Origin of the sequence: Roseateles hydrophilus (genome assembly GCF_026712245.1) — a bacterium.
GTDB lineage: Bacteria > Pseudomonadota > Gammaproteobacteria > Burkholderiales > Burkholderiaceae_C > Pelomonas > Pelomonas hydrophilus.
The window spans coordinates 719308-744268 of the sequence record NZ_JAPPUY010000003.1 but is presented as its reverse complement, the minus strand read 5'-3'; the positions used below and the strand labels follow the sequence as shown (position 1 = coordinate 744268).

Sequence of the window (24961 nt, the reverse complement as noted above, 5' to 3'; positions counted from 1 at the left end):
AGATTTCTGCATTCATCAGCAAAGAGGCGAGATTTTGATCTGTCTTTTCGACTTCGTCAAGTGCTTTTGAAAACTTTTTTCAAGCACTCAACTGAGTCAAACACACCAGGCCTCTCGACCCCTCCGCTTCTCAGCAACAAAACCAGTTGCGAGCAGCGAAGCCCACTATTGTGACACAGATTTTTAGCGGCGCGCAAGAGTCACCGAGTGTTTATTTGACGGCGCCCGCCAGGCGGCCCATGCGGGCCCGCGGCGCCCAGACACGCCGAGACGCGTGCGTGGCCCGCAATTTTGCTCAGTGCAATGCGCCGCCACGCGCTGCGGCCAGCTCTTTCTCTGCGGCAGCAAATGGCTCTTCACTATCCAGTACCCGCGGCAACGCTGCCGCAAGACGATGAGCATCCGAGCGGAGCACCCGCTGCTTGACCGCCGGAATTTGGGAGGGGTGCATAGAGAAGCTCCGCAGCCCCATGGCCAGCAGCAGCTCCGTGAAGTCCGGGTCACCAGCCATTTCGCCGCAGACGCTGACACCCTTGCCCGCCGCGCGCGCCTGCGCGATGGATTGGGAAATCAGTTGCAGCACTGCCGGGTGCCAGGGATCGTAGAGGTGAGCAACCGCTTCGTCGGCACGGTCGATCGCGAGCGTGTACTGGATCAGATCGTTGGTGCCGATAGACACGAAGTCCACATGGCGCAGCAACAGCGGCAGCATGACGGCCGCCGCTGGGATCTCGATCATGACACCCAGTTCGACGCGCGTGTACGCGTGACCCGCGTCGGTCAACTGCTGCTGAACCTTGCGGATTGTCTCGATGATCTGCCGCACCTCGGACAGATGGGCCACCATGGGGATCAGTAACCGCACCTTGCCGAACGCGCTGGCGCGATAGATGGCACGCAGCTGCTGCCGAAACATGCTTGGCTCGGCCAGACTCCAGCGGATGGCGCGCAGCCCCATGGCTGGGTTGAGCACATGCTCGTGACGCAGTTCGGAGACGCTGAGTCGGTCGAGCGGCTTGTCTGCACCAATGTCCACCGTGCGAATCGTGACGGGCATGCCCTTCATCGCCTGGACCGCCGCCTTGTACGCGATGAACTGCTCTTCCTCGCTCGGCAGTTCTCCGTCGCGGTTCATGAACAGGAACTCACTGCGGAACAGGCCCACCCCGGTAGCGCCGGCGCTGACAGCCGCTTCGGCATCAGCCGGCATCTCGATGTTGGCGTGCAGTTCGACGTGTTCGCCGTCGAGTGTGACAGCCGGCGTGTGCCGCAAACGAGCCAAGCGGGCACGCTCCAACTCGCTCTGGCGCTGGCGGAAGCGGTACTCCTCCAGCACGATGGGCGAGGGATTGACGATGACGGTGCCGGCGTCGCCGTCGATGATGACCCAATCGTCCTGCCGGATGAGACGCGATGCTTCGCGCGTGCCGACAACCGCCGGGATATCCATGCTGCGGGCAACGATGGCGGTGTGCGAGGTCTTGCCGCCGATGTCGGTAATGAAGCCGCGGAACACGCTGCGCTTGAACTGAATCATGTCGGCCGGCGAAATGTCGGCTGCCACAAGCAGCAGCGGGTCTTCGCCGCCGAAGTCGCGCGCCGTGACCGGTGCAGCGCCGCCGCCCTCCTCGTGCGTCAGCGCACCCAGCACGCGCTCGACGACCTGTTCCAGGTCGGCCTTGCGTTCGCGCAGATAGTCATCCTCCATCTCGTCGAACTGGCGCGCCAGCACCTCAAGTTGCGCAGACAAGGCCCACTCGGCGTTGTAGTGCCGGTCAACGATCCACTGGCTGGCGCTGCCGGTCAGCGCGTCGTCGTGCAGCAACATCAGGTGCACATCGAGCAACGCGGCCAACTCGTGCGGCGCATCGTCGGGCAACTCCTCCTTCAGCGTCTCGAGCTCCAGCACCACGGCATCGCGGCCACGCAGCAGGCGGGCGATTTCGGCCTCGATCTGGTCGGGCGCCACAAAGTAGTGCGCCACGTCGACACGGCTGGACGCGACGAGCACCGCGCGCCCAATGGCCACGCCGCGCGACACCGCAATGCCGAACACCTGGAAACTCATCCACCGCCCTTTCGCAGAACGCGATCAATGTAGCCGCTCAAGCCACACCCGCGCGTCATGGTTTTTTCATAGGACGTTCACTGCTGCGTCAACACGGGTGCCCAGCATGACGGCATGAATCGCAGCCACATCGTCTCGCATGCGCTGTCGCATGCCGCCCTGCAGCAACCGCAGCGCATTCCATCCACCCGCCTGAGCGTCAGCTGGGCGAGCACCGAGTCCGAGGTGCGCGAAGCCCAGGCCCTGCGCTACCAGGTGTTCGCGCTCGAAATGGGCGCCCGCCTGACGCCCATGCAGGGCGCTCAGAGTGGCCTGGATGTCGACTTGTTTGACGCCTACTGCGAACACCTGCTGGTGCGCGCGGCCGGCGAGGATGGCGAACCTGGCCCCGTCGTCGGCACCTACCGCGTGCTGACGCCTGCGGCAGCCAAACGCGCGGGCGGCCTGTACAGCGACACCGAGTTCGACTTGACCCGACTGCGCAACCTCCGCGCGCGCGTGGCCGAAATCGGTCGCTCCTGCGTGCATGCCGACTACCGCAGCGGCGGCGCCATCATCGCGCTGTGGGGCGCGCTGGCTGAGTTCCTGGCCCGCAACGGGCTGGACACCGTCATCGGCTGCGCCAGCGTCAGCATGCGCGACGGCGGCCACTTTGCCGCCAGCCTCTGGAAGCAGATCGCAACCACGCATCTGGCCCCCATCGACTGTCAGGTGCGGCCACGGCTGCCGCTGCCGATTGACCACCTGCGCCAGGATCTGGTCGTGGAGCCGCCGGCACTGATCCGAGGCTATCTGCGCTGCGGCGCGAAGCTGATGGGCGAACCGGCCTGGGACCCTGACTTCAACACGGCCGATCTGCCGCTCATGCTCCGCACTGCTGACCTGCCCGCACGCTTCAAGCGAATCAGCCTCTGAACGTGTGGGCAACCGAGCGTCTCGCTACGCTCGATCCACGGGAGCAGCGGTGTCTTACTGGCCTTCGCCGAACTTGTCGTTGACCAGGGCTGTGATGGCGTCCTGAGCGGCCTGCTCATCCTCACCGTTCGTCTCCAGTTCGACGGTGGCGCCCAAACCGGCAGCCAGCATCATGACGCCCATGATGCTCTTGGCATTCACGCGACGCCCGTTGCGACTCATGAAAACATCGCACTTGAAGCTGCCGGCGAGCTTGGTCAGCTTGGCGGAGGCGCGGGCGTGCAGGCCGAGCTTGTTGCTGATGGTGAGGGTGGAAGTGATCATTCGGCGGGAGGCAAAGGAGGCGTCGCAACGACACCGCTGACTGCACCCTGCGCAGCGCGCCGGGCCAATTCGGTCAAGGGCTGCTGGCCGGCGTAACACAGCGTGCGCCACAGCATGGGCACGCTGACCCCGGTGAGGACCTGCACCCGCTCGCTGACCAGGCGCAAGGCACCGTTGCAAGGCGTGGCGCCGAACACATCGGTCAGCACCAGCCACTCCGAGTCGCCAGCGCCGGCCATCAGCGCGCGCGCCGCGCTTTCGACGTCATCCGCGCACTGGCCGGATTGAACATCCAGCACAGTCAGCGTCGGCGCGCAGTCCGGAAACGTGTGCTCGGCCACCTGCCGCAGCGCAGTGGCCAGCGGTGCGTGGGCGATCACGAGCAGGTGGGGCATGGCTGCGATGTTAGCGGCCCATCTCGATGCGCAGGCCGGCGACGAAACTGTCCCACGCGACGCCGTCGACCTTTGGGCTGGACATCATGACCTGGTAGACCCGCGCGCCGTGCGAGAACACCCCCACGCGGGAGACGCTGCCAGCCCCGTTCAGCAGGTACTGCGCAGCCTCGGGCAACGGCGTCATGCCGGGCACCGTGAGCCGCTGCGCCTGCGGCGGCGGCAGCGCCAACTTGGCGGCCACGGCGGCCGCCATGGCGTTCAGCGCGGGGCCGGCCTGGCTGGGCTCGGGCACATCGGCCCACGACAACGAGAACCGACCACCGTCGGCCTCACACTGCGCCAGCCCCATGCCGGACCGTTGCTCCACCTCGGGCTTGCAGGGAAACATCGCCACGACGCCTGACTTCTCCGGCCGCACCTCGCGCCAGTTCAAGGCTGGCTGGCAGGCAGCCAGCAGGCCGAGCATTAGGGCAAATCCGGCGGTGCGAGAGCGAGGCATCGCCCAATTATCGATAGCTGGCCGCTGACAATCCCGCGATGCAAGAACTGCCAACCCCACAAGCGCTGGCGGGCGTGCGCGTGCTGGACCTCTCACGCGTGCTGGCCGGCCCCTGGTGCACACAGACCCTCGCCGACCTCGGCGCCGACGTCATCAAGATCGAACGCCCCGGCAGCGGGGACGACACGCGAGCCTGGGGCCCGCCCTACCTGAAGGACGCCGACGGGCAGGACACGTCCGAGGCCGCCTACTTCCTCGGCGCCAACCGCAACAAGCGCTCGCTGGCCGTGGACCTGGCCACGCCTGAGGGCCAGGCCATCGTGCGCAAGCTGGCCGGCCAGGTGGACGTGCTGGTGGAGAACTTCAAGGTCGGCGACCTGGCCCGCTACGGGCTGGATGCGCCAAGCCTGCTGGCCGAGCACCCCGGCCTGGTGATCTGCTCCATCACCGGCTTCGGCCAGACTGGCCCCTACGCCGAGCGCGCCGGCTACGACTACGCGGTGCAGGGCATGGGCGGGCTGATGAGCGTGACCGGCGAGCGCGACGACCTGCCCGGTGGCGGCCCGCAGAAGGTGGGCGTGGCAGTGGCCGACCTGTTCACCGGCATGTACGCCACCGTCGCCATCCTGGCCGCGCTGCGCCACCGCGACGCCACCGGCCAGGGCCAGGTCATCGACATGGCCTTGTTCGACACGCAGCTGGCGATGCTGGCCAACCTGGGCAGCAACTACCTGTGCAGCGGCAAGGCGCCGGGCCGCATGGGCAATGCGCACCAGAACATCGTGCCCTACCAGGTGTTCGAGGCCAGCGACGGCCACCTGATCCTGGCCGTCGGCAACGACCGCCAGTTCGCCAAGTTCTGCGACATCGCCGGCCACCCGGCCTGGGCGGTGGACCCGCGCTTCGCCACCAACGCCGAGCGGGTGCGCCACCGCGCCGTGCTGGTGCCGCTGCTGGAGGACGCCATCCGCCAGCGCCCGCGCAACGACTGGCTGGCCGCGCTGGAAGCGGCCAAGGTGCCGTGCGGCTCCATCAACTCCATCGCCGAGGCCCTGGCCGACCCGCAGGCGCAGGCGCGCGGCGCCGTGGTCAGCCTGCCGCACCCGCTGACGGACGGCCTGCGCGTCGTGGCCAGTCCCATGAAGCTGTCGGCCACGCCGGTGCAATACCGCCACGCCCCGCCGCTGCTGGGCCAGCACAGCGACGAACTGTTGCGCGAGGCGGGCTGCGCCGACACGGACATCGCGGCCTGGCGAGCCGCTGGCGTGATCACCTGATGCGGCGTCGCGTCCTGCGCCATGCCCGGGCAAACCCACCCCTGAACCAAGGGTTTCCCCCCGGGCGGGGGATGGAGGCAGCGGCGCGCAGTCTTCAGCATGCATCCCATACCGCCGCCGGCCTTTTACGAGAAGCCAATTAGAACCACACGCCGCGGCATCTCAACCCCTGGGTCATGTCCACTCCGCCTTCTCCCGCGCCCGTCAGCGCCGCAAACGATGTCATGCCCGAGCCCACGCCGGTGCAGTGGGCCGACATCGTCCAGCAGCTGGGCGCCGAGATCGCCGGCCCGCTGAGCGCCGCGCTGGAGCAGATCCAGAACCTGGCCACCACCGGCCAGATCGATCGCCGGGGCCTGCGCCTGCTGCGCCGCAGCGTGGACGATGCCCGCACCGCCGGCATGCTGGGCCAGCAGCTGGCCCGCCTGGCCTCGGGGCGCCTGCGCCTGAACCGCGAGCGCCAGCACCTGACCCAGATGCTGCGCAACGTGCTGGCCCAGCGCAGCCGCGAGACGCAGGCCCGCGGCGTGCAGGTGCGCCAGTCGCTCAAGCCGGTTGAGATCTGGGCCGACGGCGCGCTGCTGTTTGCGCTGCTGAACGCGCTGATGGACTGGGCGCTGGCCAACACGCACTCCTCGGTGGACCTGCGGCTGGACCTGACGCCCTGGCCCGTGAAAGCGCGCCTGTCCTGCCGCTTCGCGCACCGCTCGCTGGACCTGCTGAGCGACGAGGGCCCCGCGCAGGAGCCGCCGTCCGCGCTGGATTCCCTGGCCTGGCGGCTGCTCGAACAGACGGCCATCACGCTGGGCGTGCTGCCGCTGCGCGAGCAGGAGGCCGGCATCACGCTGCTGACGCTGGAGTTCAACCAGCTGGCCCCGGACGAAGCTCCGCCGCCCGACAGCACCCACGCCAAGCTGGAGGCCGAGGCCGAGCGCATGGGTGGCAACTCCCGGCCGCTGGCGGGCTGCCAGGTGCTGATCCTGGCTGCGCAGCGTGAGCTGCGCGCCGAGGCACAGGCGGCGCTGCGCCACATGGGCATGCTGGTGGACACCGTCGCCAGCGTGGCTGAGGCCGAACAGTTCTGCCACGATGGCCTGCCGCATGTGCTGCTGTTCGATGCGGCGCTGCGGGACGATGCGCTGCTGCAGATGGTCGCCGGCATTGCGCAGGACGCGCCGGACTTCGCCTTCGTCGAGATGTTCGACGGCGAGCACCGCACCCAGCTGTCCACCGCCACCGCGGACGGCGTGGCGCGCATCTCGCGCCGCCACCTGGCGGACGCCCTGCCCCAGCTGCTGATGTTCGAGCTGTCCAAACGGCATTGACGCGCTTCCTAGAATGGCGGCCATGCTGAACCGCCGCACGCTTGCCCTGTCCGCCCTGAGCGCCACCTTCGCCGCCTGCATGCTGGCCGGTTGCGCCAAGGAAACCGCGCCCGCCGTCGACTACGTGCTGCTGGACGGCAGCCAGCGCAGCTCCTCGCAATGGGCCGGCAAGGTCATGCTGGTGAACTTCTGGGCCACCAGTTGCGCCACCTGCGTGAAGGAGATGCCGCAGATCGCGGCCACCCACCTGAAGTTCAACGCCCGCGGCTTCGACACGCTGGCGGTGGCCATGAGCTACGACCCGCCAGCCTTCGTTGCCCGCTTCGCCGAGACGCGCAAGCTGCCGTTCGGCGTGGCCATCGACAACACCGGCGCCATCGCGAAAGCCTTCGGCCCGGTGCAGGCCACGCCCACCACGCTGCTGATCAACAAGCGCGGCGAGATCGTCAAGCGCTATGTCGGCGAGCCCGACTTCGGCGCCTTGCACGCCCTCGTCGAGCAGCTCCTGAAAGAGGCTTAGGCCGCCGTCGGGTTCAGCACGCCGTGGGCCTGCTGGTCCGCGTGATAGCTGCTGCGCACCATGGCACCCACGGCCGCGTGCGTGAAGCCCAGCTCGTAGGCTTCCTTCTCGAACTGCTTGAACGCGTCGGGCGTCACGTAGCGGCGCACCGGCAGGTGGTGGCCCGACGGCGCCAGGTACTGGCCGATGGTGATCATGTCGATGTTGTGCGCGCGCATGTCGCGCATGACCTGGCGGATCTCGTCGTCTGTCTCGCCCAGGCCCACCATGATGCCGCTCTTGGTCGGCACGCCCGGCACTTCTTCCTTGAAGCGCTTCAGCAGGTTCAGGCTGAACTCGTAGTCGGAACCCGGGCGCGCTTCTTTGTAAAGGCGCGGCGCGGTTTCCAGGTTGTGGTTCATCACGTCCGGCGGCGCGGCCTTCAGGATGTTCAGCGCGCGGTCCGCGCGGCCACGGAAGTCGGGCACCAGCACCTCGATCTGCGTGGACGGCGACAGCTCGCGCGTCTTCGTGATGCACTCGGCAAAGTGCGCCGCACCGCCGTCCTTCAGGTCGTCGCGGTCCACGCTGGTGATGACGACGTACTTGAGCTTCAGCGCCGCAATCGTCTTGGCCAGGTTCAGCGGCTCGTTGACGTCCAGCGGGTCCGGGCGGCCGTGGCCCACGTCGCAGAACGGGCAGCGGCGCGTGCACTTGTCGCCCATGATCATGAACGTGGCCGTGCCCTTGCCGAAGCATTCGCCGATGTTGGGGCAGGAGGCTTCCTCGCAGACCGTGTGCAGCTTGTGCTCGCGCAGGATCTGCTTGATCTCGTAGAAGCGCGTGCTCGGCGAGCCGGCCTTGACGCGGATCCAGTCCGGCTTCTTGAGCACCTCGGCCGGCACGATCTTGATCGGGATGCGCGAGGTCTTGGCCTCGGCCTTTTGCTTGATCGTGGGGTCGTAGGTGGTATCGGACATGGTCAGGGTGTCAGCTGCGCCGAGAGCCGCTCGGCAAGCCGGCCGGCCGCGGTCGGCCAGTCGGTGCAAACCCCGATTTTATCGAGGGATGTGGTTTCCAGGCCCGCATAGCCACAAGGGTTGATGCGCTGGAAGGGTTCCAGGTCCATGGCCACGTTCAGCGCCAGCCCGTGGAAGGTGCAGTGCTGCTTGACCTTGATGCCCAGGGCCGCGATCTTGGCCAGGCCCTTGAAGGCATCGGCCGGGTCTGCCGGGCCGGCCGATGCTGCGTGGGCGCCGGGGTCGGCCGGTCGCACGTAAATGCCCGGGGCGCCGGCCACGCGCAGGCCGGTCACGCCGTAGCTGTCCAGCGTCTGGATCAGCGCAGCCTCCAGCCGGAACACGTACTCCTTCACATAGATGCCCAGCCGGCGCAGGTCGACGAGCGGGTAGGCCGTCACCTGGCCGGGGCCGTGGTACGTGACCTGGCCGCCGCGCTCCGTGGGCACGACCGGGATATCACCCGGCAGCAGCAGGTGCTCGGGCTTGCCGGCGATGCCTTGCGTGAAGGTGGGCGGGTGCTCGCAGAGCCAGAGTTCGTCCGGCGTGTCCGCGTCGCTCATCACCCGCGCGGCCGTGAAGGCGCGCATGGCCTCCAGCGTGGGCAGGTAGTCGACCCGCCCGAGCAGCCTGACGATCATGGGCGCAGGCAGGCGCTCACAGCACCACCTTGACCATCGGATGCGTCGTCAGCGTCCGGTAGATCTCGTCCAGCTGCTCGCGGCTGGTGGCGGTGATGGTGATGGTCAGGCCCAGGTAGTTGCCGCCCTTGCTGGGGCGCTGCTCGATGGTGGACGCATCGAAGCCGGGGTCGAACTGGCGCGCCACGTGCGTGATGGCCTCGACGAAGCCTTCGACATGCGCCCCCATCACCTTGATGGGGAACTGCGACGGGTACTCGATGAGCGACTGCTCGGGCGGAATCTCGGGCGGCAGGTTCATGGCGCGGGCCTCACTTGATCCACAGGCGGATGGAGTCGAAGGCGCGGCCCATCAGGCCGGCCTGGGGCACGGCTTCCTGCACGATCAGCGGCACCTCGGCCACCGGTGCGCCGGCGGTCGTTGTCACGCGCAGCGTGCCCACGCGCTGGCCTTTGTTCAGCGGCGCCACCAGCGGATCGGTGTGCTCGACCTGGGTCTGCAGCTTGCCGCCGTCGCCGCGCGGCACGGTCACGAACACCGCGCCCGCCGCGCCCAGCTTCACTTCCTTGGACTCGCCCTTCCAGACCGGCACGGTCTTGATGGCCTTGCCAGCGTCGAACACCTTGACCGCGTCAAAGGCCGTGTAGCCCCAGTTCAGCAGCTTCTGGCTCTCGCTGGCGCGGGCCTCCTTGGAGTTCGTGCCCATCACCACCGACAGCAGGCGCCGCTTGCCGTTCGGGAAGTCGCGGTTGGCGCTGGACACCAGGCAGTAGCCCGCAGCCTCGGTATAGCCGGTCTTCATGCCATCCACCGTCGGGTCGCGGCGCAGCAGCAAGTTGCGGTTGTCCTGGCGGATCTTGTTGAAGGTGTAGTCGCGCTGCGAGTAGTAGCCGTAGTACTCGGGGAAGTCGGCAATGATGCGGGACGCGATGACGGCGATGTCGCGGGCGCTGGCCTTGTGGCCGGGCTCACTCATGCCGGTGACGTTCTTGAACTCGGTGTTCTTCAGGCCCCAGGCCTGGGCCTGGCGGTTCATCAGCTGCACAAAGCCCTCGACCGTGCCGCCCACGCCCTCGGCCAGCGCCACCGCCGCGTCGTTGCCGCTCTGGATGATGAGGCCGCGCAGCAGCTCGTCGACCTTGGGCGTCATCGTCGTGTCGATGAACATCAGCGACGGGTCGCCCTTGCGCTCGTCCCACGCACGCTTGGAGACCGGCAGCGCCTGCTCCAGCGTCAGTTTCTTGTCGCGCAGCGCGTTGAAGACGACGTAGGCTGTCATCAGCTTGGTCAGCGACGCCGGGTCCTGCGGCGTGTCGGCATCGCGCTCGGCCAGCGTCTTCTGCGCGGTCAGGTCGATCAGCACGTAGTTGCGCGCGGCCAGCTCGGGCGGTTGAGGCACCTGGGCCTGGGCGGTGAGCGCCACGGCGGCGAGGAAGGAAGCAAGCAGTCTTTTCATCGATTCAATTCAGGCACGCGCCGGATCAAAGGCACGCACCACCAGGGACTTGAGCAGCGGCAGCTGCCCATGGAAGAAATGGCCCACGCCGGGGACGACGGTGACGGGCAGGCTCTGCGGCCGCGCCCAGTCGAGCACGGACGAGAGCGGCACCACGTCGTCCACCTCGCCGTGGATGACCACGGTGTCGGCCGGCACGGGCGCGGTGTCGAAACGGCTGGTCGCCGGGCCCACGAGCACCAGGCGCTGCGCAGGCTCTGCCAGACGTTGCGCCGCGCGCGATGCGACATAGCCGCCGAACGAGAAGCCGGCCAGCACCAGCGCCTCGCCGGGCACGCGCACGGCGTCCAGCACGGCCAGCGCGTCATCCACCTCGCCGCGGCCCTCGTCCCATGCGCCTTCGGACTGGCCGATGCCACGGAAGTTGAAGCGCACGGCACGCCAGCCCAGCTGCAGGAACGCGCGCGCCACCGTCTGCACGACCTTGTTGTCCATCGTGCCGCCCTGCGTGGGGTTAGGGTGGCAGATCAGCGCCATGCCCACAGGCGCCACGCCAGCCGGCGGCAGGTCGATGGCCACCTCGATCTGGCCGGCCGGGCCGGGCACGAGGCGCTTCTCGGTCTGCGCGTTCATCGGCCAACGGACTCCGGCAGCACCAGGCGCTCGACCACCTTGCCGTCACGCAGGTGGCTCTCCACGATCTCGTCGATGTCACTCTGATCCACCCACGAGTACCAGACCGCCTCGGGATAGACGACGGCGACCGGGCCGCCCGCGCACCGATCCAGGCAACCGGCCTTGTTGACGCGGACACCGTCCTTGCCGGCCAGGCCCAGTTGCTTCACGCGGGACTTGCAGTGGTCGAAAGCGCCCTGCGCGTCGTGGTCGGCACAACTGGCCTCGCCATTGGCGCGCTGGTTCAGGCAGAAAAAGACGTGACGCTGGTAGTAACTCATCGCGGTGGATTCTCGCTCACTGTGATTTCTGCACGAGCCGCGCGGCGAGCCAGACCAGGGCCACAAAGGGCCAGGTCCAGGCCACCCAGCGCGTCAGCCCGTAGAGGTTGACGAAACGGCCATGCTCCCAGGCCTGCATGTTCAGAGCCAGGTAGGGGTCGCTCGGCGCGACGCTGATCAGCCCGATGAGCGCGCACAGCGCGAACAGCCCCAGCGCCGCGGCCACCCGCGACGGTAGCAGGCAGGCCAGCGCGGCCAGCACCAGGCCCGCGCCCACGCCGGGCCGGGTCGCGTCGCTGAGCCAGGCCCAGGCATGGCCCGGACCGAACACCATGGCCGTGGAGGTCGCCGTGCCCGCCAGGCCCAGCGCGATCGCGCCACCCGCCAGCACCAGGCGGCGCAGCCCGGGCCGGGCCACCGTGATCATCAGCAGCACCGGCGCCACCAGGCCCAGCGCGATGGATAGCGACTGCAAGCCGGGCGGCAACTCATGCTCCACCGTGACCGCTTCGCCCCAGCTCAGCGCCCAGGGCGTGCCGGCCAGCGCCTCCAGCAGCAGATCACGCCACCAGGGCAGCCACTGTCCCAGGCCGAAGGGCAGCGGCGTCGGGTAGAGCAGCGCCACCGGCCACAGCGCCAGCAAGGCCAGGGCCGGCGCACTGCTGCTGCCGAACCAGTGGTCGCGCACATCCTCCCAGCGGCGCAAGCCCCCCAGGCCATGCAGCGCCAAGCCCAGCGCGCACCCCAGCACGCCGCCCACCGTATTCAGCGCCCAGTCGGACAAGGACGGGACCCGCCCGGGCAGGCTGAACTGCAGCGTCTCCATCGTGAGCGACAACAACGGTGCCGGCAGCAGGCCCAGCAGCAACCCGCCCCGCACGCCCCAGCCCGAACGCATGGCCGCGGCAAACCCCAGCAGGCCCAGCGGGATGTAGCCCACCAGGTTGGCCTCCAGGTCATAGGCAAACAACTGGCGCGGCCACGGCAGGCTGAACAGCCACGGCACACCCAGGCCCGGCGGCCAGCGCCAGGGCCAGAACGGGTACAGGCTGGCGTAGATGACCAAGCCGACATGGGCCAGGAGCAGCCAGGTGGCGGAGCTCTGCCGACGCCTCATGGCTCAGCCATCGATGCGGCACGCCGCCTGGCGGGGAACTGCCATGCCGGTCAGAAGGGCTTGACCGTCGCCAGCACCACGATGGCAGCGAACAGCAGCACCGACACCTCGTTGTAGACGCGGAACCAGCGGTGGCTGCGCCGGTTGGACAGCTCCTCGAAGCCTCGCAACAGACGACGGTTCATGTGGTGATAGCCGATCACGCCCAACACCAGCAGCAGCTTGGCGTGCAGCCAGCCCGCGCCCGCAAAGCGGCCCACGCCCCAACCCATCCACACCCACAGGCCCAGCGCCAGCGCCACGCCCATCAGGATGCTCGTGAACCGGTGCAGCTTGTGCGCCATCAACAACAGGCGTTCGCGCTCGGCGTGACTGTCGGCCGGCACCATGGCGAGGTTCACGAAGATGCGCGGCAGGTAGAACAGGCCCGCAAACCACGCAGCGACGAAGACGATGTGAAAAGCTTTGACCCAGAGCATGGCGGCGATTATGGGCAGGGTTTCCACTGCCCATATCGGATCCGCCAAGGGTGCGCAGACACGGTGCCGAAAATAAAAAAGGCCCCGGTCAAAACCGGGGCCGAGAAAGCCTTATCGCTGTCATCACGCTAAGGCTCCTGCTCAGGGAGGAAAAGCAGGGAACAACGGCCTTGCGGCTATCATTCGGGCTCAAGTTTAGCGCGCTTGAGCGGGGGCGTCACGAATAAATGACGCCGGGATGTGTCGTCCATCACGCGCCGGGCCGCAGCCTCTTCAACTGCTTGTCCCGCTCTAGGATTTGCCTTGGCCCGCTCACTTCTGACACCTGCTGCCTTTCCCGCCGCCCGGCCCCGCCGCCTGCGCCGCGACGCCTTCACCCGCGCGCTGGTGCGCGAGCATGCGCTGCAGGCCAGCGACCTCATCCTGCCGGTGTTCATCCATGAGGGCGAGAACCGCTTGGACGCCGTGGCCAGCATGCCCGGCGTGTCCCGGCAGAGCCTGGACCACCTGCTGCGCACGGCGGAACAGTGCGTGGACTTGGGTGTGCCGGTGATCGCGCTGTTTCCCGTCATTGATGCGGCGCTGAAGACACCCGACGGCGCCGAAGCGCTGAACCCGAACGGCCTGGTGCCGCGTGCCGTGCGGGCGCTCAAAGCCAATTTCCCGCAACTGGGCGTGCTCACCGACGTGGCACTCGACCCGTTCACCAGCCACGGTCAGGACGGCGTCATCGACGCGACCGGCTACATCCTGAACGACACGACTGTCGAGATCCTCGCCAAGCAGGCGCTGGTGCAGGCTGACGCAGGCGTGGACATCGTCGCCCCCAGCGACATGATGGACGGGCGTATCGGCGCGATCCGCCAGGCGCTGGAAGCCGCCGGCCACGTCCATACGCGCATCATGGCCTACAGCGCCAAGTACGCGAGCAGCTTCTACGGCCCCTTCCGCGACGCGGTGGGCTCTGCTGCCAATCTGGGCAAGGCCGACAAAAAGACCTACCAGATGGATCCCGGCAACAGCGACGAGGCCTTGCGCGAAGTGGCGCTGGATCTGGCTGAAGGCGCTGACATGGTGATGGTCAAGCCCGGCATGCCTTACCTGGACATCGTGCGCCGCGTGAAGGACGAATTCCGCGTGCCGACCTTCGCCTACCAGGTCAGTGGCGAATACGCGATGGTCAAGGCCGCCGCCGCCAACGGCTGGCTGGACCACGATGCCGTCATGATGGAATCGCTGCTGGCCTTCAAGCGCGCAGGTGCCGATGGTGTGTTGAGCTACTTCGCGCTGGACGCCGCCCGGCTGCTCAAACGAGGCTGAGCCCCATGCGGGTCTTCCACATCCAGGCCGACAGCTTCACCGAGCTGCCCGCCCTGCCCGAGGCGCTGCCGGCCCAGGGCTTCCTATGGCTGGGCTACGGGCGGCGCGAGTTCGAGGTGGGCGAGGCGGCCGTGCAGCAGGCGCTGTCGCGCTGGGGCTGCGGCAACATCGTCGACCTGCATGTGTCGGACCTGATCAACAACCAGCTGCCCTCGCACTTCGACTACACGTCCTGGTACGACATGCTGGTGTTCCGCCGCCTGGCTGCGGCGCCGGGCAGCCAGGACCTGTTCGTCGATGACGAGCACGGCACGCTGGCCTCGGCGCAGCGCGCGCTGCGCGCGATCGACACCAGCCCGGTGGGCTTTGCGGTGTTCGACCGCGTGCTGGTCACCGTGCACCCGACGGACTGCCAAGTGCGCGAGTTCTTTGCCCACAAGCTGGATCGGCTGACCGAGGGCCGCGAGAAGGCACCGGCCCGGGGCGGTGCGCGACTGCCGACCAGCCCGGCCGACCTGATGCTGCGCATGGTCAACCACATGGTGGACAGCTACCTGGAACTGCGGCGGCTGCTGACGCGCCAGTTGGGCACATTGCAGCGCGTGCTGCTGGACCAGAGCAGCGACTTCGACGACTGGCCGCTGCTGCTGGAAAGCCGCGACGCGCTGCACCGGCTGGAAGACACCTGCGAGGACCAGCGCAGCGCCATCCAGGAGTGGATAGACGCGTTGGACGAATGGCCGGCCGATGGCGACCCGCAGGTCACGCGCGAACGCGAGTTGCTGCGCGTGCGATCACGCGACGTGCTGGAGCATGTGGAGCGCGTGCTGACGCACGTGCGGCGTCTGGAATCGTCAGCGGAATCTGCCGTGCAGATGCACTTCAGCGCACTCGGTCACCGCACCAACAGCATCATGCGCACGCTGACCGTGCTGACGGCCATCTTTCTGCCGCTGAACCTGATCACCGGCATCTTCGGCATGAACTTCGAGTGGATGCCGCTGATCAAGAACGCCTACGGCTTCTGGGAAGCGATCGCGCTGATCGGCGCACTGGCCATGGGCCTGTGGCTGCTGTTCCGCCGCAAGCGCTACCTCAGCAGCCAATAACTCAGCCGCGCCGGTAGGGGTCAGGCACGCCAAGACCGGCGAGGATCTCGGTCTCGCGGGACTCCATGCAGGCGGCCTCGTCGTCTTCCTCGTGGTCGTAGCCCTGCGCATGCAGCGTGCCGTGCACGAGCATGTGGGCGTAGTGATCCAGCAGCGGGATGCCCATCTCGGCGGCTTCCTTCTCCACCACCTCGGCGCAGATGACGAGGTCGGCGCCAACGACCGGCTCGTGGCTGTAGTCGAAGGTCAGCACGTTGGTCGCGTAGTCCTTGCTGCGGTACTCGCGGTTCAGCGCGCGGCCTTCCTCGGCGCCGACGATGCGCACAGTGAGCTCGCCCGGCAGCTCCAACGCCGCGCGGATGAAGCGCTGCACTTTGTGGCGCGGCAGCACCGCGCGGTGGCGCGGGTCGGCGAATTGCAGGGACAGGCTCAGTTCGGGACGGGGGCTCATGCTTCTCTCGCTTCGCGCTTGGCGCGCGCTTCATAGGCCTCAACGATGCGCGCCACCAGCGGGTGGCGCACGACGTCCGCGCTGGTGAAACGCGTCATCGCGATGCCCTTGACCTTGGCCAGCACGCGCTCGGCGTCGATGAGGCCGGACGTCACACCCCGCGGCAGGTCGATCTGGCTGGTGTCGCCCGTGACGACGCAGCGGCTGCCGAAGCCGATGCGGGTCAGGAACATCTTCATCTGCTCGGGCGTGGTGTTCTGTGCCTCGTCCAGGATGACGAAGGCGTGGTTCAGCGTGCGGCCGCGCATGAAGGCCAGCGGCGCGACCTCGAGCTGCCCCTTCTCGAAGGCCTTGGTGACGCGGTCGAAGCCCAGCAGGTCGTACAGCGCGTCGTACAGCGGGCGCAGGTAGGGGTCGACCTTCTGCGTCAGGTCGCCCGGCAGGAAACCCAGGCGCTCGCCGGCCTCGACGGCCGGGCGGGTCAGGATGATGCGCTGCACGCTGGCGCGCTCCAGCGCGTCCACCGCACAGGCCACGGCCAGGAAGGTCTTGCCGGTGCCGGCCGGGCCGAGGCCGAACGTGATGTCGTGCGACAGGATCTGCTGCAGGTACTGGTGCTGACGCGGCGTGCGGGCGGACAGATCGGCGCGCCGCGTGCGCAGCACCAGATCGCCATCGGGGCCGGTCTTGGTGGGCGCGGGCGCCTGGGCCTCCACGAGCGCGAGCTGCAGCGTCTCGGCCGCCAGCGGGCGGCGGGCACGCTCGTACAAGGCCTCCAGCAGAGACTGCGTGCGCTCGGCGGCGGCCTTCAGGCCGTTGACGCGGAACTCGGCATCGCGCCGCGAGATCTTGACGCCGAGCGCCGCTTCGATGTCGCGCAGATTCGCATCCACGCTGCCGCAGACACGGGCCAGGCGGGTGTTGTCGACGGGTTCGAAGGCAAAGCGAAGAATCAAGGCGGACACCGGCAAACGGAAAGCCTGAATTGTCGCCGCGCTGGGGCATTCCCCGCCGCCGGGCCTGGCGGCCTCCCTCACAATGCCGGCCCATGATTGCTTTGACCGCGCCGCGGGCCTGCTGGCCTCGGCGATTGCCTGCTGCCCTGTTCGTCTGTGCGGCCTTGTGCTGGCCCGCCCTCGCCCACGCCCAAGCTTTCGCCACGCCCGACTGGGCCGCCATCCTGCGCGGCTGGGTGGCCGCCATGCTGGCCCTGATGGCCACCGTGGTGGGCCTCGTGGCCGGCCTGCACCACCGCGAGCGCGCGGCCAACTTCCTCGTCGGCATGATGCTGAGCTGGGTGGTGCTGCGCGCCGCCGGCGCCCCGGCAGCGGCTGGCCTGCGGCCGCTGCTGATGACGCTGCTGGTGCTGTGCGGCGTGCAGTACCTGCTGCGCCAGATGGCCTGGAAGCGCAGCTGGATAGACCATGCGCTGCTCATCCAGTGTCTGGTAGTACCGGCCAGCCTGCTGCTGACCGGTGGCCGCCTGGACGTGCTGCCCGCCGTGTGGAATGTGGTGCTGACCTTGGAACTGGTCGCAGCCATGGGCTGGGCGCTTTGGCTGCGCAGGCTGCGGCTGAAGGCCGACCCCGACGACGGCTTGCAGCGCGAGTTGCGGCTGATGGCGCTGCTGCTGTTGCCCACCATGCTGGCGCTGCTGGGTGAGCTGGCGCTGGCGCCGCTCAGTGAATCACTGTGGCTGACCGCCTCGCCGTGGCTGAGCCTGGCACTGCCGCTGCTGATGCTGGCGCTGGGCCTGCAGGTCGTGAATAACGTCGCCCAGGCGCGTGTGGATGCCGAGAAACGCGCCACCGCCATCGAGCAGCGCATGAATGAGCGCATTGCCGAGGTGGAGCGCAGCCACAGCCAGCTGGCCGAGCAGAAGCTGGAGCAGGTGACCGAGCGCGAACGCAAGCGCATCGCCGCCGACCTGCACGACGACCTCGGCGCCAAGCTGCTGACCATCGTGCACACCAGCGAGTCCGACCGCATCTCGACGCTGGCGCGTGAGGCGCTGGAGGAGATGCGGCTGTCGGTGCGCGGCCTGACCGGCAAGCCGGTGCACCTCATCGACGCACTGGGCGACTGGCGCGCCGAGGTCGTGTCGCGGCTGGGCCAGGCCAACATCCTGGCCGAGTGGAAGAGCCCGGCCGAGGACATCGAGCACACCTTCCAGGCCCGCTCCTACGTGCAGACGACGCGCATCCTGCGCGAGTCGGTCAGCAACATCATCAAACACAGCGGCGCCACCAACGCGACCATCTCCAGCGCCGTGCAGGATGGCGACTTCATCCTGACCATCCAGGACAACGGCCAGGGCATCCCGACCGAGCTGGATGGCCGCCTGGACCGTGGCCATGGCATGGCGAGCATGAAGTCACGCGCCAAGCAAATGCACGGCCAGTGCCTGGTCGAATCCGGCCCGGGCTGGGGTACCGTCATCCGCTTGACGATCCCGCTCTAGTTTTCGTTCCCCCGAAGGTCCCCCCATGAACCACATCCTGCTGCTCGAAGACATCCCGGAGATCCGCGCCTGGCTGAAGGCCCTGATCAAGCAGGTGTTCGCCAACGCGCAGATCACCGAATGCTCGCGCGTGCAGGACGCACTGGCCCTGGTCAACAGCCAGCGCTTCACGCTGGCCCTGCTGGACCTGGGCCTGCCGGACGGCTCGGGCGTCGACGTCATCGCCGCGCTGCGCGAGAAGCAGCCGGAAGTCCAGTCCGTCATCGTCACCATCCACGACGACGACGAACACCTGTTCCCCGCGCTGCAAGCCGGCGCCTTCGGCTACCTGCTGAAGGAGCAGTCGCGCGAGTTGCTGGTGGAGCAGCTGCAGCGCATGAGCCAGGGCGAGCCGCCGCTGTCGCCGTCCATCGCACGCAAGGTCATCGCCTACTTCGCCGCGCAGGTGAAGAAGCCCGCCGCCTCGCTGCTGCACGAGGTGTCGCTGACCGACCGCGAGACCGAGGTGCTGCTGCGCGTGGCCAAGGGCTTCACGCTGCCGGAGATCGGCGTGCAGCTGGGCCTGTCCCGCCACACCATCGCCGACTACGTGAAGCAGATCTACCGCAAGCTCAATGTGAGCTCGCGCGCCGAGGCCGCGCTGGAAGCGCAGCGGCTGGGTTTGTTCGGTCGCAACTGAGGCTGAGCCGGCCCGGATAATCGGGCCATGATCGGAAGACTCAGCGGCGTCATCGCCGAGAAAACACCGCCCCAGGTGGTGATCGATGTGGCCGGCGTCGGCTACGAAGTCGACGTGCCGATGAGCACGTTCTTCAACCTTGGCAGCCTCGGCGAGCGCGCCGTGCTGCTCACCCACCTGACCGTGCGCGAGGACGCGCACCAGCTGTTCGGCTTCCTCACGCACGAGGAACGCGCCACGTTCCGCCAGCTCATCAAGATCAGCGGTGTCGGCCCCAAGATGGCACTGGGCCTGTTGTCGGGGCTGTCGGTCTCGGAGCTTGCGCAGGCCGTGTCGCGCCAGGAAGCCGGCCGGCTGACCAAGGTGCCGGGCATCGGCAAGAAGACGGCCGAACGCCTGCTGCTGGAGCTCAAGGGCAAGCTCGGCCCCGACCTCGCGCTGCCCACCACCGTGGCCAACGACAACCAGGCGGACATCCTGCAGGCGCTGGTCGCGCTGGGCTACAGCGAGAAGGACGCCGGCACGGCGCTGAAGGCACTGCCGCCTGACGTGGGCGTCAGCGACGGCATCAAGCTGGCCCTCAAGAAACTCTCATGAGCATCCAGACCGACGACCTCGCCCCGACACCACGCATCGTCAGCGCGGCGCCCGAGTCCAGCCGCGAGGAAGCGCTGGAGCGCGCGCTGCGGCCCAAGCTGCTGGACGACTACGTCGGCCAGAGCAAGGCCCGCGAGCAGCTGGAAATCTTCATCGGTGCCGCCCGCAAGCGCCGCGAGGCGCTGGACCACGTGCTGCTGTTCGGCCCACCGGGCCTGGGCAAGACAACGCTCTCCCACATCATCGCGGCCGAGCTGGGCGTGAACCTGCGCCAGACCTCCGGCCCGGTGCTCGAGAAACCCAAGGACCTCGCGGCCATCCTCACGGGGCTGGAGAAGAACGACGTCCTCTTCATTGATGAGATCCATCGCCTGAGCCCGGTCGTCGAGGAGATCCTGTACCCGGCGCTGGAGGACTACCAGATCGACATCATGATCGGCGAGGGTCCGGCCGCCCGCTCGATCAAGCTGGACCTGCAGCCCTTCACGCTGGTCGGCGCGACGACGCGCGCCGGCATGCTGACCAATCCGCTGCGCGACCGTTTCGGCATCGTGGCGCGGCTGGAGTTCTACACGCCGGCCGAGCTGCAGCGCATCGTGACGCGCTCCGCCGGTCTGCTCAACGCGCCCATCGATGCCGACGGCGCACTGGAGATCGCCCGCCGCTCGCGCGGCACGCCGCGCATCGCCAACCGGCTGCTGCGCCGCGTGCGCGACTACGCCGAGGTGAAAAGTGACGGCCGCATCGTCGCCGGCATCGCCGACAAAGCATTGGCCATGCTTGACGTCGACCCACAGGGCTTTGACCTGATGGACCGCAAGTTCCTGGAGGCCGTCGTGCACCGCTTCGATGGCGGGCCCGTCGGCCTGGAGAACGTGGCGGCCGCCATCGGCGAGGAGGCCGGCACCATCGAGGACGTCATCGAGCCCTACCTGATCCAGCAGGGGTTCCTGCAGCGCACGCCACGCGGCCGCGTCGCGACGCTGGCGGCCTACCGCCACCTAGGCCTGACGCCACCGGGCAACAAGGCCGGCCCCGGGCTGTTCGGCGACTGACCTCACCGGCCCGTACCCAGCGGCGGCACCGCCGCCGTGCAGGCATGAAAAAAGCGCCCCGCAGGGCGCTTTTCCTGACTGATCCCGAGGATCAGAAGTTGTGGCGCACGCCCACAGCCAGCGAGTTGAAGTCGCCAGCGCCGTTGGGCAGCTTCTGGTCGATGTCGGTGATGTAGCCGTACACCTTGGTGCGCTTGCTCAGGTTGTAGTTGTAGCCCAGCGTCCACTGCGAAGCGCCAGCGGTGCGGAAGGTGCCGTCAGCGCCGGCCTTGGTGCCGCCGATGTTGAAGTGGAACTCCGACTGACCCATCGTGTACATGGCCGACACGCGGGCGATGTTGCGCGACTTGAAGCGGGAAGCGGTTTCACGCTGCACGTAGCCAGCCACCAGGAAGGGGCCGAACGAGTAGTCGGCTTCGAACGTGTAGTTCTTGCGCTTCGTGGCGGTGTCGGCTTGCGAGTAAGCAGCCGCAACGTGCAGGCCACCCACCTCGTAGTTGGCCGACAGGTCCATCGCGCGGGCGTCGCCGGCGGCGCCTTCACCCGCGTGCAGGCTGGCGTTGAAGCTGAAGCCGTTCACGGTGGGCGAGAAGTAGCCGACCTTGTTGGTGCGGAAGCCGAAAGCGAAGGACGAGAACAGCGCGTCAGACGACGAGCCGGTGTCGTGGTTGTGGTTGCTGGTGCGGTCCACGGTCGAGAAGTACGAATCCGGGAACCAGCTGCCCAGGCGAACCGTACCGAACGAGCCGGTCAGTTCGACGTTGGCTTGGCGGTTCCAGAACTGCGAGCCACCCGAAGCAGCGCCGGTGTCGGAGTTCAGACCATGCTCGAGGTTGAACGACGCCTTCAGGCCGCCACCCAGGTCTTCCGTGCCACGCAGGCCCAGACGGGAGTTGTTGTTTTCCACGACGGACTTGCGGTCCTGGTTGCCGACCTTCTGGCTTTCCACGGTGGTGTTGAGGCGGCCCCACAGCGTGACGGAGCTTTGTGCGAAGGCGGGGGCAGCAGTGGCGGCAGCCAGGGCGGCGACAAGGGCGATCTTCTTCATCGTGAACCTTTGTAGATGGGTTGCGGCGGGTTGGAAAAACCTACCTTCGAAATCAGATGCAAAGAAGTATAGGAGCGAGTTTTCACGCGACGAGAAGGGCGATGTTCCTGCGCAACAGTCGGGCTAGGGAGCACTGACCGCCTCAGGCCGCGACGTCGTCTGCAGCCAAGCCGGCCAAGTGCCGGTCATCGTTCCAACCGACCAGGGTGAAGCCTTCACTCGTTGCCAGCACGCGGTTGATGGTGGCGTTGCCCAGCTGCCAGCTGCGCGGCGCATCCAGCGCGGTGCGAGTGGCGGCTCGATAGAGACAGTCCAGCACGCCACCATGGGCCACGAGCGCGATGGCCTGGCCCGGGTGCGCCGCCACGACGCGCCGCGCAGCGCTGACGCAGCGGGCGCTGAAGGCGTGAAGACTCTCACCGCCGCCGACCTCGAAATGGGGCTCGCGACGGCGCCAACGGACCGAGTCGTCCGGGAAGCGCTGCGCGATTTCCTCCCAGCTCAGCCCCTCGAAGCGGCCGAAGGCTCGTTCGCGCAGTCCAGCGTCCAGGTGCACCGGCATCCCGCGGCCGGCTGCAAGCGCTTCGGCCGTCTGTCGTGCGCGACTCAAGTCGCTGGCATAGACAGCCGCCAGCGACTCGTCCGCCAGCGCCTCAGCCAGACGCTGCGCCTGGGCCAACCCGAGCGGACTCAGCGGAATATCGGTATGGCCCTGGATGCGGGTAGCCCGGTTCCAGGCCGTCTCACCGTGGCGGATGAGGATGACGCGCGTGGGCTCCTCAAGCATCACACGCCCCAGACAACATCGGCACCGTGCCGCTGGCTGCGCGTCATCAGCTCATGCAGCGGCCAGGCACGCTGGCGCAAGGTCACGCTGGGTCGGCGCGGTTCCGGCTCACCCGCCGCCTTGGCAGCATCGACGCGGCGCTGGAACTCGGCGTCGTCAGCGTCGACACCGGCCTGCAAGGCCTGCAGCAGCGCCGGCAGGTCCACCGACTGCAGGATGCCGCGCGGCGCGGGCTCACGGCCCATCAGACGCAACACCGCATCGCCCGATTCCGCCAGCATGACGACATCGGCACCCGCCTTGGATTTGAAGCAATAAAGCATGACGGCATTCTGCGCCCGCCTTGCGCTGCGCCGACTTCAGCCGGTCTCAGCCGGCGCTGGCAAGCCCCAGCCAGCCGGACACCGCCGCGTCCACGACATGCCGCCGCGGCCGCACGCGCTGCTCGAACTCCTCGGGGCGCAGGGCGGGCGCGAACAGGTAGCCCTGGAACTCGTGGCAGCCGGCCTGGGCCAGAAAGTCGCGCTGCGCCTCGGTCTCGACGCCCTCGGCAATGACCTGCAAGCCCAGCGCACGCCCCATCTGGACAATGGCATTGGCAATGCCCACATCACTGGGGTCATTGGGCAGGCCCTGCACAAAACTGCGGTCGATCTTGAGACGCTGGATGGGGAAGCGCTTCAGGTAGCCCAGCGATGAGTAGCCGGTGCCGAAGTCATCAATCGACAGCGTGACGCCCAAGGCCGCCAGCGCCTGCATGCGCTTGAGGCCCTCGTCCGCATCCCCCACCAGGACACCCTCGGTGAGCTCCAACTCCAGCATGCTCGCGGGCAAGGCTGCGTCGCGCAGTGCCGAGGCAACGCTGTCGACGAAGTGCGCCTGCTGGAACTGGAGCGCCGACACGTTGACAGCCACCGGCATGCGCAAGCCACGGCTGAGCCAGTGCGCGGCCTGGTCGACCGCCTCACGCAACACCCAATCGCCGATGGCGACGACAAAGCCGCTTTCCTCGGCCAGCGGGATGAACTCAGCCGGCGAGATGTCGCCACGCTGCGGGTCGCGCCAGCGGATCAGCGCCTCGGCGCCGATCACCCGGTCACTGCCGAGTTCGACCTGCGGCTGATAGTGCAGCCGGAATCGCCCTTCGGCCAGGGCCTGGCGCATCGCGTGATCAAGCCGCATGCGCGACAGCAAATCCACTTCCTTGCGCGGCACGTGGAAGCGGAAGCCGGCGCGGCCGCTCTCCTTGACCCAATGCATGGCCCGCTCGGCGCTGGCCAGCAGTTCGTCGGGCGAACCGCCGTCGCCGGGGTACAGCGCGATGCCGCAACTCGCAGTGACAGTGAAGCTCAGCGTGTCGAAGCTGAACGGTTGGGCCAGCAGTTGCTGCACACGACGCGCCGCGGCCTCGGCCTCGAACATCTGAGCCCCGTCGATGAGCAGTGCGAACTCGTCACCGCCCAAGCGGGCCAGCGTGTCATGGGCGCCCACGGCGCCCTGAAGACGCTCGACCACCTCGCGCAGCACGCGGTCACCATAGCTGTGCCCCAACGTGTCGTTGATCTGCTTGAAGCGGTCCAGGTCCAGGTGCAGCAGCGCAAAGACCGGCGGGGGCTCCCCGTCGGCGCCTGCAGCCATCTGCTGAATGATGCGGTCGGCCAACGCCCGACGGTTGGGTGCGCCGGTCAACACGTCGGAACGCCCCAGCTCCTCGATGCGCTGATGGGCCGCGAGCTTCTCGCTGAGGTCACGGAAGGAAAACACGCGGCCGATGGGCTCGCCACGGCTCATCTGCGGCAGCGAGACCTGCTCCAGCACGCGGCCGTCGGCCAGCCGCAGCATGTCGCTGGAGCGCATCAGCGGCGCATCCAGCAGCGCTTCGATGCGCATGCGGTACTGCTCACCGTCGTGCATCACGCGCTGCAGGCTCAGCCACAGCCCGGCGTCGCCCGGCTCGTGCTGCAGACCGCCCGGCAGGCCCCACAGCTTGGCAAAGCGTCGGTTGAAGCTGCGCACGCGGCCGGCGAGGTCAACGACAAGAATGCCGTCGGCCGTGGACTCCAGCGTCGCCCGCAGTTCGGCCAGCAGCGTCTCGCGCTCCGCCTCGGCGCGTCGCCGCCGTGTCTGGTCGTGCAACATGACCAGCCAGTAGCGATCACCCTCGGGCGTGTGAATGGGGCTGATGGCGCGGCTGACCCAACGGGGCTGGCCGTCGCTGTGCGTCAGCACGGTGTCGGAACGGATGCGGGCGAAGGGGTCGCGCGCTGCCCCCTGCCAGAAAGCCTCATCCTCCAGCGAGCCGCACAGCGTGGCCGGCTGCTGCCCCAGCGCCCGCTCGGGCTTGAGGCCCAGCAGGCGCAATGCTGCTCGGTTGATGACGCTGACGGTCAGGCTCTCGCCGTCGACCAGCCATGCCGGTTCGGGCAGGCCTTCGAGCAGTGCCTCCATCACAGAAGGCGCTGCGGGTGCGCGAGACAGGC

28 protein-coding genes are annotated in these 24961 nt (G+C 68.0%); 10 read left to right on the top strand and 18 right to left on the bottom strand.

The window, feature by feature from the left end:
- Nucleotides 1-295: 295 nt before the first annotated feature.
- On the bottom strand, nt 296-2068 hold the full coding sequence (ptsP, locus tag NYO99_RS15055) for a phosphoenolpyruvate--protein phosphotransferase (RefSeq protein WP_268168045.1): 1773 nt from the start codon (nt 2066-2068) through the stop codon (nt 296-298).
- A 114-nt stretch (nt 2069-2182) separates the two neighbouring features.
- Between ptsP and NYO99_RS15050 the strand changes: the two genes are divergently transcribed.
- Nucleotides 2183-2983, top strand: a complete 801-nt coding sequence (locus NYO99_RS15050; RefSeq protein ID WP_268168044.1) for a GNAT family N-acetyltransferase — start codon at nt 2183-2185, stop codon at nt 2981-2983.
- 54 nt (nt 2984-3037) lie between these two features.
- Here NYO99_RS15050 and NYO99_RS15045 read toward each other — a convergent pair whose 3' ends face one another.
- The 3 genes from NYO99_RS15045 to NYO99_RS15035 are packed head-to-tail and all read right to left on the bottom strand — an operon-like array spanning nt 3038 to nt 4171.
- Nucleotides 3038-3307: an HPr family phosphocarrier protein gene (locus NYO99_RS15045; RefSeq protein ID WP_268168043.1), complete on the bottom strand. Its 270-nt coding sequence runs from the start codon at nt 3305-3307 to the stop codon at nt 3038-3040.
- The gene (locus NYO99_RS15040; RefSeq protein WP_268168042.1) at nt 3304-3702 is read right to left on the bottom strand and encodes a PTS sugar transporter subunit IIA; all 399 of its coding nucleotides are present in this window, start codon (nt 3700-3702) and stop codon (nt 3304-3306) included. The genes NYO99_RS15045 and NYO99_RS15040 overlap by 4 nt, the downstream gene beginning before the upstream one ends.
- Nucleotides 3703-3712: 10 nt before the next feature.
- A complete protein-coding gene (locus NYO99_RS15035; RefSeq protein ID WP_268168041.1) occupies nt 3713-4171 on the bottom strand; it encodes a hypothetical protein in 459 nt (152 codons plus the stop codon).
- A gap of 71 nt (nt 4172-4242) precedes the next feature.
- Here NYO99_RS15035 and NYO99_RS15030 point away from each other — a divergent pair, with 71 nt between their 5' ends.
- The 3 genes from NYO99_RS15030 (at nt 4243) to NYO99_RS15020 (ending at nt 7326) form a co-directional block, all read left to right on the top strand.
- Nucleotides 4243-5481, top strand: a complete 1239-nt coding sequence (locus NYO99_RS15030) for a CaiB/BaiF CoA transferase family protein (protein ID WP_268168040.1) — start codon at nt 4243-4245, stop codon at nt 5479-5481.
- 176 nt (nt 5482-5657) lie between these two features.
- A complete protein-coding gene (locus NYO99_RS15025) occupies nt 5658-6806 on the top strand; it encodes a hypothetical protein (protein WP_268168039.1) in 1149 nt (382 codons plus the stop codon).
- Between the two features lie 22 nt (nt 6807-6828).
- A complete protein-coding gene (locus tag NYO99_RS15020; protein ID WP_422395505.1) occupies nt 6829-7326 on the top strand; it encodes a TlpA disulfide reductase family protein in 498 nt (165 codons plus the stop codon).
- On the opposite strand, the gene lipA is transcribed toward NYO99_RS15020, so the two are convergent.
- The 8 genes from lipA to NYO99_RS14980 are packed head-to-tail and all read right to left on the bottom strand — an operon-like array spanning nt 7323 to nt 12974.
- Nucleotides 7323-8285: a lipoyl synthase gene (gene lipA, locus NYO99_RS15015; RefSeq protein WP_268168038.1), complete on the bottom strand. Its 963-nt coding sequence runs from the start codon at nt 8283-8285 to the stop codon at nt 7323-7325. The two genes, NYO99_RS15020 and lipA, sit on opposite strands and share 4 nt — an antisense overlap.
- A gap of 2 nt (nt 8286-8287) precedes the next feature.
- Nucleotides 8288-8965, bottom strand: coding sequence for a lipoyl(octanoyl) transferase LipB (gene lipB / locus NYO99_RS15010; RefSeq protein ID WP_268168037.1), 678 nt, complete (start codon nt 8963-8965; stop codon nt 8288-8290).
- Between the two features lie 16 nt (nt 8966-8981).
- Complete coding sequence (locus tag NYO99_RS15005) at nt 8982-9266, bottom strand: DUF493 family protein (protein WP_268168036.1); 285 nt, start codon at nt 9264-9266, stop codon at nt 8982-8984.
- 10 nt (nt 9267-9276) lie between these two features.
- Nucleotides 9277-10422, bottom strand: a complete 1146-nt coding sequence (locus tag NYO99_RS15000; protein WP_268168035.1) for a D-alanyl-D-alanine carboxypeptidase family protein — start codon at nt 10420-10422, stop codon at nt 9277-9279.
- A 9-nt stretch (nt 10423-10431) separates the two neighbouring features.
- Complete coding sequence (locus NYO99_RS14995) at nt 10432-11055, bottom strand: alpha/beta hydrolase (protein WP_268168034.1); 624 nt, start codon at nt 11053-11055, stop codon at nt 10432-10434.
- Nucleotides 11052-11378: a (2Fe-2S) ferredoxin domain-containing protein gene (locus tag NYO99_RS14990; protein ID WP_268168033.1), complete on the bottom strand. Its 327-nt coding sequence runs from the start codon at nt 11376-11378 to the stop codon at nt 11052-11054. Before NYO99_RS14990 ends, NYO99_RS14995 begins: the two co-directional genes overlap by 4 nt.
- 16 nt (nt 11379-11394) lie before the next feature.
- On the bottom strand, nt 11395-12495 hold the full coding sequence (locus NYO99_RS14985) for a VanZ family protein (protein ID WP_268168032.1): 1101 nt from the start codon (nt 12493-12495) through the stop codon (nt 11395-11397).
- A gap of 50 nt (nt 12496-12545) precedes the next feature.
- A complete protein-coding gene (locus tag NYO99_RS14980; RefSeq protein WP_268168031.1) occupies nt 12546-12974 on the bottom strand; it encodes a CopD family protein in 429 nt (142 codons plus the stop codon).
- Nucleotides 12975-13277: 303 nt separating this feature from the next.
- Between NYO99_RS14980 and hemB the strand changes: the two genes are divergently transcribed.
- Together hemB and NYO99_RS14970 are read left to right on the top strand one after the other, a co-directional pair.
- The gene (hemB, locus tag NYO99_RS14975) at nt 13278-14294 is read left to right on the top strand and encodes a porphobilinogen synthase (protein ID WP_268168029.1); all 1017 of its coding nucleotides are present in this window, start codon (nt 13278-13280) and stop codon (nt 14292-14294) included.
- Nucleotides 14295-14299: 5 nt separating this feature from the next.
- Nucleotides 14300-15403 (top strand): magnesium transporter CorA family protein, encoded by a 1104-nt coding sequence (locus NYO99_RS14970; RefSeq protein ID WP_268168028.1) that lies wholly within the window; start codon nt 14300-14302, stop codon nt 15401-15403.
- 1 nt (nt 15404) lies between these two features.
- On the opposite strand, the gene ybeY is transcribed toward NYO99_RS14970, so the two are convergent.
- The gene (gene ybeY / locus NYO99_RS14965) at nt 15405-15854 is read right to left on the bottom strand and encodes an rRNA maturation RNase YbeY (protein ID WP_268168027.1); all 450 of its coding nucleotides are present in this window, start codon (nt 15852-15854) and stop codon (nt 15405-15407) included.
- A complete protein-coding gene (locus NYO99_RS14960; RefSeq protein WP_268168060.1) occupies nt 15851-16810 on the bottom strand; it encodes a PhoH family protein in 960 nt (319 codons plus the stop codon). Before NYO99_RS14960 ends, ybeY begins: the two co-directional genes overlap by 4 nt.
- Nucleotides 16811-16944: 134 nt before the next feature.
- Between NYO99_RS14960 and NYO99_RS14955 the strand changes: the two genes are divergently transcribed.
- Genes NYO99_RS14955 through ruvB form a run of 4 tightly spaced genes read left to right on the top strand, consistent with a single transcriptional unit; the run spans nt 16945 to nt 20646 of the window.
- Nucleotides 16945-18315 carry a sensor histidine kinase gene (locus tag NYO99_RS14955; RefSeq protein WP_326494835.1) on the top strand — a complete coding sequence of 457 codons (1371 nt, stop codon included), beginning with the start codon at nt 16945-16947 and terminating at the stop codon, nt 18313-18315.
- A gap of 25 nt (nt 18316-18340) precedes the next feature.
- Nucleotides 18341-18994, top strand: a complete 654-nt coding sequence (locus tag NYO99_RS14950) for a response regulator (RefSeq protein WP_268168026.1) — start codon at nt 18341-18343, stop codon at nt 18992-18994.
- A 27-nt stretch (nt 18995-19021) separates the two neighbouring features.
- A complete protein-coding gene (gene ruvA, locus NYO99_RS14945) occupies nt 19022-19591 on the top strand; it encodes a Holliday junction branch migration protein RuvA (protein WP_268168025.1) in 570 nt (189 codons plus the stop codon).
- Complete coding sequence (gene ruvB, locus NYO99_RS14940; protein ID WP_268168024.1) at nt 19588-20646, top strand: Holliday junction branch migration DNA helicase RuvB; 1059 nt, start codon at nt 19588-19590, stop codon at nt 20644-20646. Before ruvA ends, ruvB begins: the two co-directional genes overlap by 4 nt.
- Nucleotides 20647-20737: 91 nt before the next feature.
- Here the strand turns inward: ruvB and NYO99_RS14935 are convergent, their stop codons facing one another.
- From NYO99_RS14935 to NYO99_RS14920, 4 genes are all read right to left on the bottom strand, one after another.
- Nucleotides 20738-21694 carry a porin gene (locus NYO99_RS14935; protein WP_268168023.1) on the bottom strand — a complete coding sequence of 319 codons (957 nt, stop codon included), beginning with the start codon at nt 21692-21694 and terminating at the stop codon, nt 20738-20740.
- 142 nt (nt 21695-21836) lie between these two features.
- Nucleotides 21837-22481 (bottom strand): histidine phosphatase family protein, encoded by a 645-nt coding sequence (locus tag NYO99_RS14930; RefSeq protein ID WP_268168022.1) that lies wholly within the window; start codon nt 22479-22481, stop codon nt 21837-21839.
- A complete protein-coding gene (locus tag NYO99_RS14925; RefSeq protein ID WP_268168021.1) occupies nt 22481-22804 on the bottom strand; it encodes a DUF1840 domain-containing protein in 324 nt (107 codons plus the stop codon). The genes NYO99_RS14930 and NYO99_RS14925 overlap by 1 nt, the downstream gene beginning before the upstream one ends.
- A gap of 46 nt (nt 22805-22850) precedes the next feature.
- Entirely contained in the window at nt 22851-24929 is a 2079-nt protein-coding gene (locus NYO99_RS14920; RefSeq protein ID WP_268168020.1) for a putative bifunctional diguanylate cyclase/phosphodiesterase, read from the bottom strand.
- Between the last annotated feature and the right edge of the window lie 32 nt (nt 24930-24961).